Annotated in this window: 9 protein-coding genes; 6 read left to right on the top strand and 3 right to left on the bottom strand. The window is 43.7% G+C overall.

The window, feature by feature from the left end:
• The first annotated feature begins 255 nt into the window (after positions 1-255).
• Together L1D44_RS15605 and L1D44_RS15600 are read left to right on the top strand one after the other, a co-directional pair.
• Positions 256-4536 (top strand): EAL domain-containing protein, encoded by a 4281-nt coding sequence (locus tag L1D44_RS15605; RefSeq protein ID WP_239892087.1) that lies wholly within the window; start codon positions 256-258, stop codon positions 4534-4536.
• Positions 4537-4635: 99 nt separating this feature from the next.
• Complete coding sequence (locus L1D44_RS15600) at positions 4636-5442, top strand: hypothetical protein (RefSeq protein WP_239892085.1); 807 nt, start codon at positions 4636-4638, stop codon at positions 5440-5442.
• Between the two features lie 369 nt (positions 5443-5811).
• Here the strand turns inward: L1D44_RS15600 and L1D44_RS15595 are convergent, their stop codons facing one another.
• The 3 genes from L1D44_RS15595 to fadI all read right to left on the bottom strand — a co-directional run bounded on the left by L1D44_RS15595 (position 5812) and on the right by fadI (position 9658).
• The gene (locus L1D44_RS15595; protein WP_220770358.1) at positions 5812-6012 is read right to left on the bottom strand and encodes a hypothetical protein; all 201 of its coding nucleotides are present in this window, start codon (positions 6010-6012) and stop codon (positions 5812-5814) included.
• Positions 6013-6221: 209 nt separating this feature from the next.
• Positions 6222-8342, bottom strand: a complete 2121-nt coding sequence (gene fadJ / locus L1D44_RS15590) for a fatty acid oxidation complex subunit alpha FadJ (protein WP_239892083.1) — start codon at positions 8340-8342, stop codon at positions 6222-6224.
• 5 nt (positions 8343-8347) lie between these two features.
• Positions 8348-9658 carry an acetyl-CoA C-acyltransferase FadI gene (gene fadI, locus L1D44_RS15585; RefSeq protein ID WP_239892082.1) on the bottom strand — a complete coding sequence of 437 codons (1311 nt, stop codon included), beginning with the start codon at positions 9656-9658 and terminating at the stop codon, positions 8348-8350.
• 404 nt (positions 9659-10062) lie between these two features.
• Here fadI and L1D44_RS15580 point away from each other — a divergent pair, with 404 nt between their 5' ends.
• Genes L1D44_RS15580 through L1D44_RS15565 form a run of 4 tightly spaced genes read left to right on the top strand, consistent with a single transcriptional unit; the run spans position 10063 to position 13465 of the window.
• Entirely contained in the window at positions 10063-11019 is a 957-nt protein-coding gene (locus tag L1D44_RS15580) for a MoxR family ATPase (RefSeq protein ID WP_239892080.1), read from the top strand.
• Positions 11019-11948 (top strand): DUF58 domain-containing protein, encoded by a 930-nt coding sequence (locus L1D44_RS15575; RefSeq protein WP_239892078.1) that lies wholly within the window; start codon positions 11019-11021, stop codon positions 11946-11948. The genes L1D44_RS15580 and L1D44_RS15575 overlap by 1 nt, the downstream gene beginning before the upstream one ends.
• Positions 11949-12461 (top strand): DUF4381 domain-containing protein, encoded by a 513-nt coding sequence (locus tag L1D44_RS15570; protein ID WP_239892076.1) that lies wholly within the window; start codon positions 11949-11951, stop codon positions 12459-12461.
• The gene (locus tag L1D44_RS15565) at positions 12455-13465 is read left to right on the top strand and encodes a VWA domain-containing protein (RefSeq protein WP_239892074.1); all 1011 of its coding nucleotides are present in this window, start codon (positions 12455-12457) and stop codon (positions 13463-13465) included. Before L1D44_RS15570 ends, L1D44_RS15565 begins: the two co-directional genes overlap by 7 nt.
• Position 13466: the final 1 nt, after the last annotated feature.

Raw genomic sequence — 13466 nt, 5'->3', positions numbered from 1 at the left:
TAAAAGTCATTTTCTCTCTATTGTAGAAGAAAAAAGCCCCAACACAGCCTTTTAAACTAGTGCACCCCCTGACTACTGAAACAATGAACCATACAGGGCGTTTTAAAAAGCTTAATTGGCATGGATAAACATAAGATAATAATGATTATCAGCTACAATTACTGTCAAGGCTTTTGACAATGTCATCACTTTCTGAAAAAGTGTGAATAACAATGAGTTGCCTGACAATATTGGCTAATTATCAAACTAAAAAATATGCCTAAAATTCTTATAAAATTAGCGACTACCCTACTCTTTACCATTTTATGGGTAAATTCTGCTCTTGCTTTAACGTTAAACTCCGTCTCTTTGGGCGTTTCTGATGGTTTATCACAAAGTAATGTCACCTCGATTGTTGAAGACGCGGATGGCTATATCTGGATAGGTACCGTAAACGGACTAAATCGCTACGACGGAAAAGAGTTTCGCCACTACTTCCCTTCTCCAGAAAATGACCTGCCCAGCGCATTCATTCGCAGCCTGTTTATCAGCGATAGCGGCAATATGTATATAGGAACAGACAAAGGTTTAGCTGTTTATGATCGACTGACAGACAGGGTCATCGCGCTAAATAGTGAAACCTTTATCCATGAGCAAGCTATTTGGTCTATCTCCCAAAGCAAAGAGAATATTATTATTGGAACAGAAGACTCTGTTTATATAACACAAGAAAAATCACAACAGCCAACTCTTACTCTAAAAAAATCTTATAGTGGTGACTTTAATGGCGTAAAACAAGCGCTACTATTTGAAGATGACGTATACATTAGAAACTATGCAGGCGAAGTAAGGAATGTAAATAAAAACAGTTTATTACAAATTAACAATTCAACATCGATAAAAGTCATCAACAACAATCTAATTATATTTAGTATTGATGGAGTTTTCGAAACGAACAAAAGTGCCACTAGAAAAATAAGTGAACACTCATTTCTTAGTGTGTCATCTGGAAGTGATAGCTTTGCCCTTAACCTGAATGGAATATATAATACTTTAAGACCAACGGAACCTTTATTTATAGGTGCAATAGCTATAGAAAGCAAAGATCTTAACTTTTCAAAAATAAATATATTCAGGGGGAGTGAAAAAACTTTTATAGCCAATCAAAACAAAGGATTTATAATAATTGATGACAACAACAACTTAATCCAAAGCGCCGCAAAAAATATCGGGAACGTATGGTCGATATCTAATGACAACAATCGAATTTTAGTTTCCACAGAAGATAGTAAGCTCAAGCTTTATGACTCTAACTTTAATCTTATAAAAGAATTTGAAACAGGTGTTACTGGCATCAAAACATCAACAATTATTGACGATGTAATATATACTGCTAGCAATGATGGAATTCATGCTTTAAATATAAACACTGGAAAATCACTTAAAGTTTACGAAGGTTCATTTTTCCTTATAAAGTCTACAACTAACAACAAATCATTTATTGCCGGCTCATCTGATGGTTACATACTAACCTACACCCCTCAGACTAAAACTGAAAGCAAAGTGCTTATTGATAAAAACAATCCTATTTTTGATATCTATGAGTATGAAAATGGATTATATATTTCCACTCAAGGAGGTTTGTTTCATTACAAAAAGAATAATGTTGAGCACATTTACAAAGATGAATTCGTTACTAGTCTAATCAAAACAAAAAATAAATTAATATTTGGCACAGGGACTAGTATAAAATCATATAATACGACCACAAAAGAAATTAACACAATTTACTCTAACAGCAAACCAATTTTTTCCTTAGCAATAATAGGCAAATATCTATATGCGTCATCGATTAATGAAATAATCACCTATAACATTCCCCAAAAATCAATATCAGTCCTAACCAATGAGATTGGTGCGCAGAAAGAATACAACCTTCAATCAATTCTAATAAAAGGTAAATCCTTATACATCGGTGGTATATCTGGGATTAGTTGGATACAAACTGATAGCCTTATCGCATATCTAAAAAACAGTACGCCCCCTGTTACAGTGCTAAATGGGCTTTCAATTTTCAACATAGCGGAATTACCTAGCGGTTCAATTTTAAAGAATCAGCTATCTGAAACAAACAACATAAAACTTAAATATTCTGACTATCCATTCACACTATCCTTTAGCAGTCCAGGAAGCTCATTTAAAAAGATTAACTATGCATACCAAATGCAAGGTCTATCTGATACCTATATTCATTCTAAAGGAACCGACTCAGCCACATACACCAACTTATCACCCGGTGAGTATCGATTTTCAATTTATGCCATAGACCCAGTCACGGGTAAGCAAGGGCCAACGCGAAACCTCGACATAGAGATCACTCCTCCTTGGTGGCTATCGAGTACAGCAAAGCTGGTTTACCTTCTATTCTCGCTATTCATCTCAGTATTAGTGATTAAAACTATACTGCGCCGAAGGGAAATTCAGAAGCAGATTGCTAAGAGCGAAGAACGGCTAAAACTTTCTCTATGGGGCAGCGGCGATGAGATGTGGGACTGGGATATTGAAACAGGTCAAATCTACCGCTCAAATATCTGGGGGTCGCTAGAGTTTCCCCAAGATGGCCAGCGTTCCGGTGGCGAGGGAGAAGAGAGTAATATTCACCCGATGGATCAGGAACGCGTTCGTGAGGCTCTGAATAAGCATTTTTATGGCGAAACTGACCATTTTGAAGCCACCTATCGTGTTAAGGGTAAGGCAAATGAGTGGATTTGGATCTTAGACAGAGCAAAAATTGTCGAGCGTGATGAGCATGATAACGCCGTTCGTATGACGGGAACCATTAAGAATATTAGTAACTTTAAACAAGCCGAAGAGCAGTTAAGGTTATTTGAAAGAGCCATTCAAAATATTTCTGAAGGCATGTTTATTCTCGATAGAGACTTTAAGTTTGTAGAGGTTAACGAAGCCTGCTGTGATCTAGCCATGCTAAGTAAAGACGCGTTCATTGGTAGTCTATTTAACTTCGATCTTTATCCAGATAGCTATTCAGAACAGATCCGCGCAATACTCAAACAGCAAGGGCGATGGAGTAATGAAATCGAGTCGGCGCGCGGTAACGGCACTAGCTTCCTGATGGAGCTCTCAATCGATGCAATTTACGATGAGCAAGGCGAACTGTCACATTATGTGGGGGTTTTCTCTGATGTAAGCCGCCGTAAACAGCAAGAGGAGGAGCTCAGAAAGCTCACTAACAATGATCTGCTGACCAACTTACCTAACCGCTCTAACTTAATGGTGACACTCGGTAACTTAGTTAAGCGAGACTCTCATCATACCTTAATGGTATTGGACTTAGATAACTTTAAAAAAATCAACGACTCACTTGGTCATCAGGTAGGTGATGAGCTACTAGTTCAGGTTGCTGACCGCATTCAGGTTGCAGTGCCTAACCACACCAGTATCTATCGTTTAGGTGGCGATGAATTTGCAATTCTAGTCGATAAAAACCCCGATATTGGTACCAGCGCCGTTATTGCTAAGAATGTCATTCATGCCTTTGAGACACCATTTGAACTCACGAATGAGAAAGTGGTGGTGGGCTTAAGTATCGGTATCGTGTTATATCCAGAAGATGATCAGAATGAGCAGGCTCTATTAAGAAAGGCCGATATTGCCATGTATCACGCTAAATCCGCAGGTGGTAACCGCTATCAATTCTACTCAGAATCCCTTAACAAAAACGCCATCCGCCAGTTAGAAGTGGAAAATTTGATCCGCGAAGGCCTTAAAGATGACCTGTTTGAGGTCTATTATCAGCCTAAGGTGGACTTAAAATCAGGGCAAATGGCGGGTATGGAGGCCTTAGTTCGTTTAAACCATCCAGAACACGGTCTTATTCCGCCAAATAAGTTTATTCCTCTGGCAGAAGAGAATGGCCTCATTGTCGAGATTGGTGATGTGGTATTGAAAAAAGCATGCTTTGCTGCGCAAAAGTGGCGCACGCAAGGGTTGTTCAATGGCAGGGTTGCCGTCAATTTATCGTCGAAACAGTTTGCCTTACCTGATTTACATCAGCGTATAGAGTCAATTTTACAACTCACTCAGCTACCTGCAGATAACTTAGAGCTTGAGATCACCGAAGGCACTGTGATTAAAGAGCCGGAAAAAGCCATTAAAGTCATGCAGCAACTGACGCAGATGGGCGTTAGCCTAGCACTAGATGATTTTGGGACTGGCTACTCTTCACTCTCTTATTTAAAGCGCTTCCCTATTCATACACTCAAGATTGATAAAGCCTTTGTTGACGATATAGACAAGTCGGATCGCGATCTAAAAATGGTCGACTCTATTATTACAATCGCCCATAACATGGGGCTTTCTGTTGTTGGCGAAGGAGTTGAGGAAGCATCTCAGCTTAGTATATTGCGCGCATTAAAATGTGAAGAGATCCAAGGCTACATATTTAGTAAAGCGGTAACCGAGCCTGAATTTACCAAGCTGCTACAAGATGACGCAAACAGAGACGCGAGCGACACACTTTCCACAAAAAACGGATAAAAAACACAAGCAAAGCCAACATTGGCACAACAACTGCAACTACCTTCTCATAAGTCAAAAATATTACTCTATATTTAATACTCTATGAGAAGGTACAAAATGAAAACAATAATTAAAGGATTAGTTACTTCAGTTGCATTGGCATGTTCAGTTTCAGCGGTTGCGTCTCAAAATAGCCTAGAAACACCAATTTATCAGCTATCCCCTCTCACAGATGCTGTTCAGACTAGCAATCTTGCAGGTATCCCAAATATCAAGTTTAAGCCTGTACAAACCGCTGGCATCCCAAACATCAAGTTTAAGCCTGTACAAACGGCAGGCATTCCAAATATCAAGTTTAAGCCTGTACAAACGGCTGGCATTCCAAATATCAAGTTTAAGCCTGTACAAACRGCYGGCATTCCAAATATCAAGTTTAAGCCTGTACAAACAGCTGGCATCCCAAATATCAAGTTTAAGCCTGTACAAACAGCTGGCATCCCAAATATCAAGTTTAAGCCTGTACAAACGGCTGGTATCCCAAACATCAARTTTAAGCCTGTACAAACAGCTGGCATCCCAAATATCAAGTTTAAGCCTGTACAAACAGCTGGCATCCCAAATATCAAGTTTAAGCCTGTACAAACAGCTGGCATCCCAAATATCAAGTTTAAGCCTGTACAAACTGCTGGTATCCCAAATATCAAGTTTAAGCCYGTACAAACAGCTGGTATCCCAAATATCAAGTTTAAGCCTGTACAAACTGCAGGTATCCCAAACATCAAATTTAAGCCTGTACAAACTGCAGGTATCCCAAACATCAAATTTAAGCCCGTACAAACAGCTGGCATCCCAAATATAAAATTTAAGCCTGTACAAACTGCTGGCATCCCTAACATCAAGTTTATCAATCAGGCAATGGCTTAATTTGAGGTAATGATTATGTTTGATTCTTTAAAGAAAATGCTTGGTTTAGCACAACCGATTCGTAAGAAAGTACAGCTACCTGAAGGGCTAGATCGTTTAGAAGTTATTCCTGCCAAAGGTTGGTGGAATTAAATAAGGCATCAAGATGTCTAGGAGTATGATTATGTTTGATTCATTAATGAAAGCACTTGGATTAGCAAAGCCTGCTCGTAAGAAGGTTCAGTTGCCTGATGGTCTAAATCACTTAGAAGTTATCCCAGCCAAAGGTTGGTGGAACTAGCCTAATACACGGGCTAAAAGTTCAATTAACAAAAAAAGGAGCATAGGCTCCTTTTTTGTTATCTCTGTAAAACTGACTCTCTAGACTGGTTATAAACCAATGGTTCTTCCCTGCTTACCCATCGCCTTACGGTAAGCAAACTGTTTATGAGAATTAAACAAAGGGTATGCAGCAGGGCCAAATAAAGCGCCTGCAATGGCCCAACGCTTTACTGGTAAACCAGCCTTAAATGCAGCATTTCCTATAGAATACCCTGAGTACACTAATATCAATACGATAGCGAATAACACTTATCTACACCCCACTTCAAATAAGTCAGCCTTAGCAAACACTAGCCAGCAAGCGGGACATTATATAGTCTAAGCAGAATAAATAGAACATTTTTTAGGCAGTCAATAACCGACAAGCAAAAGAAAAGCGGCACAATGTTGCCGCTTTGTTAAATTGAATTATGGTTACTACCTTCTTAGCTAGAAGCTATACAACTTAATTTTAAGCTTTAGCTAAAGAAACGAGTCCCATCAGTGGCCATCTGCTTGAGTGACTGAGCAGGCTCAAATCGATTGCCATAACGGGATTGATAGCCCTCTAAAGTCTTGACTAAGTTATCGGCCCCGAGCGTGTCGATATAATGGAAAGGCCCGCCGAGGAAAGGTGGAAAACCAATTCCGAAGATTGCGCCAATATCCCCATCTCTAGGACAAGCAATAATCTTCTCCTCAAGGCAGCGTACCGCTTCATTGAGCATCTGCACTACGCAGCGCTGAGCCACTTCAGCTGCTTCGGTGTCAACACCAGGCTTAAGTCCAAGAACGTTGTAGACCGTCTGATCCACCTCTTTGGCCTTCTTCTTACCACCATAGACATAGAAACCTTTACCATTCTTGCGGCCCTTTCTATCATCGGCTAGGAGCTTATCGAATGCTGCTGGCGCCTTAAAACGATCACCCAACTCTGACTCTAAGATAGGTGAAATTTTAGCGCCAACATCGATACCGACCTCATCCAATAACGTCATAGGCCCGACAGGAAAACCAAACTTCACTAGCGCCTTATCAAGGTGTTCGACACTCTGCCCTTCTAATAAAAGCTGCGCCGCTTCGTTCATATACAGAGCCAGAATTCGATTGACATAAAACCCTGCGCCATCTTGCACAACAATTGGGGTTTTGCCCTGCTTCTTAGCAAATGCTACCGTCGTTGCTATGGTTTCAGCCGATGTCTTTTCGTGGGCGATCACTTCAACCAATGGCATCTTCTCAACGGGTGAGAAATAGTGCAGGCCGATAACATTTTCTGGTCGGCTAGCCGCTTGAGCTATCTGCCCAATAGGTAAAGATGAGGTGTTTGAAGCAAAAATTGTATGCTCACCACATTCACGTTCAACATCTTTAACCATCTGATGCTTAAGAGATAAATCTTCAAAAACCGCCTCCACCACAATATCGGCGTCTTTAATGCCTTTATACTCAGTCGTTGTGGTCATCAGCGCCATTAAATTGTCACGTACTGCGGGGGTCATGTGACGACGCTTAACGCCCTTATCCAGTAGCTTATATGCATAAGACAGCGCATTGCTTAAGCCTGTTTCACTGATATCTTTTACGCGAGCAGGTATTTTAGCTTTCGTCGTAGTAACTGAGGCGATACCGCCCCCCATTAAGCCACCGCCTAATACCATGACCTTATTCACATCACGGGGCTTAACATCACCGGCACCAGTTTCTTTCTTCATCTCTGTCGTAGCAAAGAAGATGCTACGTAGAGATTCTGACTCCTTAGACATCACTAAGTCAGCAAAGTGACTCGCTTCAACCTCAAGTCCTTTCTCCATGCCTTTTGTCATACCTTGGCGAACGCAGTCAATGATCTTAGCTGGCGCAGGATAGTTACCTTGGGTCTTCTTCGCGACCTGTTTACCCGCCTGATCGAAAATAATGTTACGACCAGCACTGGTGCCTTCAAGCACCTTGTTAATTAAAGACTGTTTCTTTTTCTTTGCCGGACGCTTACCAGCTAATGCCATTTCAACCGCTGTGCGCAGTAAAATAGACTCAGGCACGGCATCATCGACTAAGCCCATCTTTAACGCTTGTTTTGGGCGAAGCTGTTTGCCAGTTAACATCATATCGAGTGCAGTCGTTACACCCACTAAACGCGGCAGACGTTGAGTACCGCCACCGCCTGGCAATAAGCCTAGCTGCACTTCGGGTACACCCATCATGGTTTTTGGATTAAGCGAGCACACGCGTTTATGGCAAGCCAACGCAAGCTCTAATCCACCGCCCAAACAAGCGCCATTAATCGCTGCAACCACAGGGATAGATAAACTCTCCAGCTCGTTAAAAACCACGTGTCCTTGCTGTGATAATAGCTTGGCATCGGCAGCTGTTTCGCAAGCATCGAGCATCGAAATATCAGCGCCCGCAACAAAAGAATCTTTTTTCCCAGAGACTAAAACGAGGCCTTTGATGCTCGCATCGGCCTTAATTTCAGAAAGTACTTCACTGATCTCAGGCCCAAACTCACTGCGGAGTGTATTCATGGTTTCGCCCGGTACGTCCATGGTCAGCACGGCAATACCATCTTCTCGGCGAGATAAATTAAATGTCTTTTCCATAAGAGTTACTCCACTTCCACAATCATTGCTGCACCTAAACCACCCGCAGCACATGCTGTTGCGAGACCCGTACCGCCACCACGGCGTTTCAGTTCATGACACACTTGAGTCACTAAACGCGTACCTGTCGCCGCAAACGGGTGACCATAGGCTAAAGAGCCACCAAGCACGTTGAACTTAGTCATGTCGATTTCACCGATAGCGCGATTACGCCCCAGTTTCTCTTCGGCGAATTTTTTCGAACCAAACATCTGCATGTTTGCTAATGTTTGTGCAGCAAAGGCTTCATGCATCTCAATTAAGGTTAAGTCTTCTAACTCCATCCCTGCTCGCTTAAGCGCTAAAGGCGTCGCATAAGATGGCCCCATCAACATATCTTCCCAGACATCGATAGCCGTGAAAGCATAACTCTTAATGTATCCGATAGGTGTATAACCTAGCGCTTTGGCTCTACCTTCACTCATCAAGAGCACCGCCGATGCGCCATCGGTTAGTGGCGTACTGTTCGCAGCCGTTACCGAGCCATGTTTGCGGTCAAAAGCTGGGCGCAATTTAGCGTATGACTCAAGCTTGGAGTTTTCCCGAATATTGTTATCGCGGTCGATAAAGGCTTTATAAGGCGGTACGTGCGCTACCATCACCTCTTCTGCAAGCTTTCCTGCATTCCAAGTTTCGGTTGCGAGCGTGTGCGAGCGATGTGCTAAGGCGTCTTGGTCAGCACGGCTGATATTGTAGGTCTTCGCCATCTGCTCAGCTGTTTGTCCCATAGACAAACCTGTCGAGTATTCGGCAACAGCAGGTGGCACAGGTAATAGATCTTTAAGGCCTAGGCGACGAAAAATCGCCAGTCTCTGTCCGAGGCTTCGAGCTTTATTAAGATCGACTAACGCATGGGCTAACTTCTTAGAAACACCGATAGGTAACACTGATGAAGAATCAGCGCCGCCAGCAATCCCGATATCAAGATTTCCGGTCATGATAGACTCAGCCACATTCACCGTAGACTGAAAACTAGTCGCACAAGCACGGGTAACACTGTAAGCATCGGTACTCACATTCATCCCCGTCCCGAGCACGATTTCACGAGCAATATTAGGTGCAGCTGGCATCTGTACAACTTGGCCATAAACAAGCTGCTCAATCTCTTTAGGATCCAGCTCGGAGCGAGCAAGCAGTTCGTTCACAACCATCTTGCCCATGTCTAATGCCGACACACCATGAAACGCGGTGGCTTGCTTAGCAAATGGTGTACGTAATCCCGAAACAATGGCGATACGCTCGCCTCTCGCATTCGTCACCTGTTGTCTATCACTCATTTTTCGCCCTCTTATTCTGCATTGCGAACTTAACGTTGCATGCTTTCTTATATCCTTGGGAAACCTATTTATCTAAAACCAGACAGGTCTGACCATTAAAGTGTGATCTGATTCTAACTTCTTACCGAGAAGTTTTAAACACTTGTTTGTTTTTTTGTCATTAATATATGAAAAAACTGTTTATTAACAAACCTTAATGAAGCAAATTCCAATTTCCATTGTCTACGAACTTACTCACTTACCTAAGTAAGTAACCATAACGACAAATTTAGTGCGCCCCTATTGTCCTTCGTAAGATTGACTTATCAGCCTAAAGCAAAATTGGTACTAGCCAAACCCCAAGGGAATTTTTTACTATGTCGTTGGTCTATATCTCACTAACTTAAAATAAACCGAGTAGCATCATGCCTTTGAGTCGATTTCACGCATTACGCGAATACTTAAATACTGTCATTTTAGGACAGCCAATACTCACCGAGAATCTACTGATTGCATTAATTGCCGATGGTCACCTGTTAGTTGAAGGCCCGCCCGGCCTTGCTAAGACCCGTGCGGTAAAAGCCCTTTGTGATGGCGTTGAAGGCGATTTTCACCGCATTCAGTTTACGCCAGATCTACTGCCGGCAGACTTAACTGGTACCGATATTTACCGTGCGCAAACGGCAACCTTTGAATTTGAAGCTGGTCCTATTTTCCATAACCTTATCTTGGCCGATGAGATCAACCGTGCGCCTGCTAAGGTACAGTCGGCTTTATTAGAAGCGATGGCTGAAGGTCAAGTCACTGTGGGTAAACACAGCTATCAGCTACCAGAGTTGTTCTTGGTCATGGCCACTCAAAACCCACTTGAAAACGAAGGCACCTACCCGTTACCGGAAGCCCAGTTAGACCGTTTCTTAATGCACTTAAACCTTGACTACCCAAGTGCAGAGACGGAATTTCAGATCATGAGAATGTCTCGAAACGAAGCGCTTAAGCAAGAATTGCCCCACATTGAGCCGATAATTCAGGGGGATATTTTTGCCGCAAGAGAGCATGCGCTGCAGATCTACCTTGCCGAGCCGTTGGAGAAGTATATCGTCGATATTATTATGGCTACCCGCAACCCTCAAGCTTATAGCCAAGAGCTAGCGAGTTGGCTTGAATATGGCGTCAGCCCTCGTGCAACCTTGTCTCTAGAGCGTTGCGCTCGTGCCCGTGCTTATCTATATGAGCGTGACTTTGTTTCGCCTGAAGATATTCAAGCTGTTGCACCTAACGTATTGCGTCATCGTTTGTTACTGAGTTATCAAGCACAAGCCGATGGCGTCAGTGCCGACGATGTGATCAATCATATCCTTTCTCAAGTTGCGGTCCCTTAATGGTCAATTCTGAGCTGCCGTTGTTTAGCAACGGCATTAACATTACGGAAAAAGAGTTACTGGCCTGTCAGAGTCTTGCCAAAGCCTTGCCGGAGAAACGAACCAAGGCCAAGGCAAGCCTTGCAGGACACCGTGCCAGCCTAATAAAAGGTCGGGGGATGGAGTTTGCCGAGGTTCGTCACTATCAAAGTGGTGACGACGTGCGCACCATCGACTGGCGCGTAACGGCGAGAACCGGAAAAGCTCACACCAAACTGTTTGTCGAAGAGCGTGAGCGCCCTGTGTTGTTATTGCTCGATCTCAGTCACAGCCTCTATTTTGGTTCAAGTTTAATGTTACAGTCGGTGCAAGCCGCTCACCTCGCAACAACCCTAGGCTGGAGCGCTATTTTACATGGCGACCGTCTCGGGGCGTTAATTGCAACTGAGCAGGAACACATTGAGCTAAAACCACGCAGTCGCCAGCAAGGCATATTGCAGGTGATCTCCGCCATTAAAAACCTGCATGGTAGACAACTGCAAAATATCGCTGAGCAGCGCCCCGAGCCCGAACATCTGCTCAAAGCCTTTCAACGTCTGCGTCGACTCGCCAAGCCGGGCTCACTGATATGGATCATCTCAGATGGCAGTAACTTCGCTCCAAATTGCTTAGCCGCACTATCGGATCTTAAACGTCATTGCGACTTGGGCGCCTTTCTAATAACCGATCCACTACGTCAAGGACAGCTTGAGCTGCCTAAGCATTTCCAACTTCCTGTACGAGAAGGTGGCAAAGAGCTGATTATCGACAGAAACAGTTATGAGCAGTGGCTGACGGATCAGCTACATCAGCAGAACCAATTTATTGAAATGATGCAAAAACTTAACGTTCAAACCCGCATCGTTGATGCGGGGCTCCGACTTAATCAACAGTTAGGAGCATTACGATAGATGGGCAATCCGGTCAATCCCGCGCTTGCTTCAATGCAAGACATTCATACACCCGCCGAAATCGGCCTATGGCCTCTTGCTTACGGCTACTGGATAAGCCTGTTTGTGGTCATTGTGGTTACTACTTTATTTATCCTCTGGCTTAGCAAGCGCCGCAAAGTTGGCGCAGCGAAACGGGCGGCACTTAAAGAGCTGGCCATGTTAGATCAAAACCATCAGCAGTTTGCCGCCGAGGTAAGTAGCCTACTCAAGCGTGCAGCGATGAGTTATGGCGCTCGCCAACAGGTTGCACAATTAACGGGTAACGATTGGTACAAATGGCTAAATGCGCAAGTTAACACGCCGCAAGATGAGCTGTGTAAACTGTTAGCGCTGCGCTTTCAAAAGGCACAGCTGAGTGACGATGAGAAACAGTCACTTAGACGCCATGCTCAAAGCTGGTTAACAACGGCGCTTCCGCTAAGCAAAGTGAGCGCTATTAGCCATCAGGGCAGCGAGGTTAGCCAATGTTAACTCTTGCCTGGCCATTTTTATTAATACTACTGCCCTTACCGCTGATTTTTAGAAAAAAACAGCAGCAAAAACCCATGGGTGGACACCTACTCTTGCCTGGAGCAAGTTTACCAGGCCAAGTTGTCGCAACCGAAAAAAGCCAACAAAGTAAAAAACGTTACTGGCTCGTTTGGTGTTTGTTGGTGCTAGCCTGTGCTCGTCCGCTTTGGGTTGGTGAGCCTATCGAACTGCCGAGTAAGGGCCGCGACCTTATGCTTTCGGTGGATCTGTCAGGCAGTATGCAAATTGAAGATATGATCATTGACGGTAAAGTCGTCGATCGCTTCACTCTTATCCAACATGTCATTAGTGACTTTATTGAACGCAGAAAAGGCGACCGTATCGGGCTGATCCTTTTTGCCGATCACGCCTATCTACAATCCCCGCTAACTCAAGATAGACGCACGGTTGCACAATACCTAAAAGAGGCGCAAATCGGCCTTGTGGGTAAACAGACCGCAATTGGCGAAGCTATCGCACTTGGCGTTAAACGATTTGATAAGGTTGAGCAGAGTAATCGGGTATTGATTTTGCTCACCGACGGTTCTAACAACGCGGGGGCTATTTCACCTGAGCAGGCGACACAAATAGCGGCTCAAAGAGGGGTCACCATCTACACCATTGGTGTGGGGGCTGATGTGATGGAACGAAGAACCCTATTTGGTAAAGAGAGGGTTAACCCCTCTATGGATCTGGATGAGTCTCAATTGCAGCAAATAGCAAAGGCCACGGGTGGTCAATACTTTAGGGCTCGTAATACCGAAGAGTTAGAGCAGATCTACCAAGTGATAGACACCTTGGAACCTGTTAGCCGAGATCAGCTCAGTTATCGTCCTCAGTCTGAACTCTTTTACTGGCCGCTGGCGTTAGCCCTACTGGCTTCAATGATTACTGCTTTGACCAATATTACCATGTTTAGACCTAGCTTTAGATCTAAGTCCCAATTTGCAAAAGGAGGACGTTAAC

This window comes from Shewanella sp. Isolate13 (assembly GCF_022398325.1).
Lineage (GTDB): Bacteria > Pseudomonadota > Gammaproteobacteria > Enterobacterales > Shewanellaceae > Shewanella.
The sequence above is the reverse complement of the archived record's forward strand: the minus strand, read 5'-3'. Positions and strand labels throughout refer to the sequence as shown.

Bases quoted from the DNA above. Each gene is read 5' to 3' on its own strand.
- L1D44_RS15575 (WP_239892078.1), top strand. From the start codon at position 11,019: ATGGTCAATTCTGAGCTGCCGTTGTTTAGCAACGGCATTAACATTACG.
- fadI (WP_239892082.1), bottom strand. From the start codon at position 9,658: ATGAGTGATAGACAACAGGTGACGAATGCGAGAGGCGAGCGTATCGCC.
- L1D44_RS15605 (WP_239892087.1), top strand. From the start codon at position 256: ATGCCTAAAATTCTTATAAAATTAGCGACTACCCTACTCTTTACCATT.
- L1D44_RS15570 (WP_239892076.1), top strand. From the start codon at position 11,949: ATGGGCAATCCGGTCAATCCCGCGCTTGCTTCAATGCAAGACATTCAT.
- L1D44_RS15565 (WP_239892074.1), top strand. From the start codon at position 12,455: ATGTTAACTCTTGCCTGGCCATTTTTATTAATACTACTGCCCTTACCG.
- fadJ (WP_239892083.1), bottom strand. From the start codon at position 8,342: ATGGAAAAGACATTTAATTTATCTCGCCGAGAAGATGGTATTGCCGTG.
- L1D44_RS15580 (WP_239892080.1), top strand. From the start codon at position 10,063: ATGCCTTTGAGTCGATTTCACGCATTACGCGAATACTTAAATACTGTC.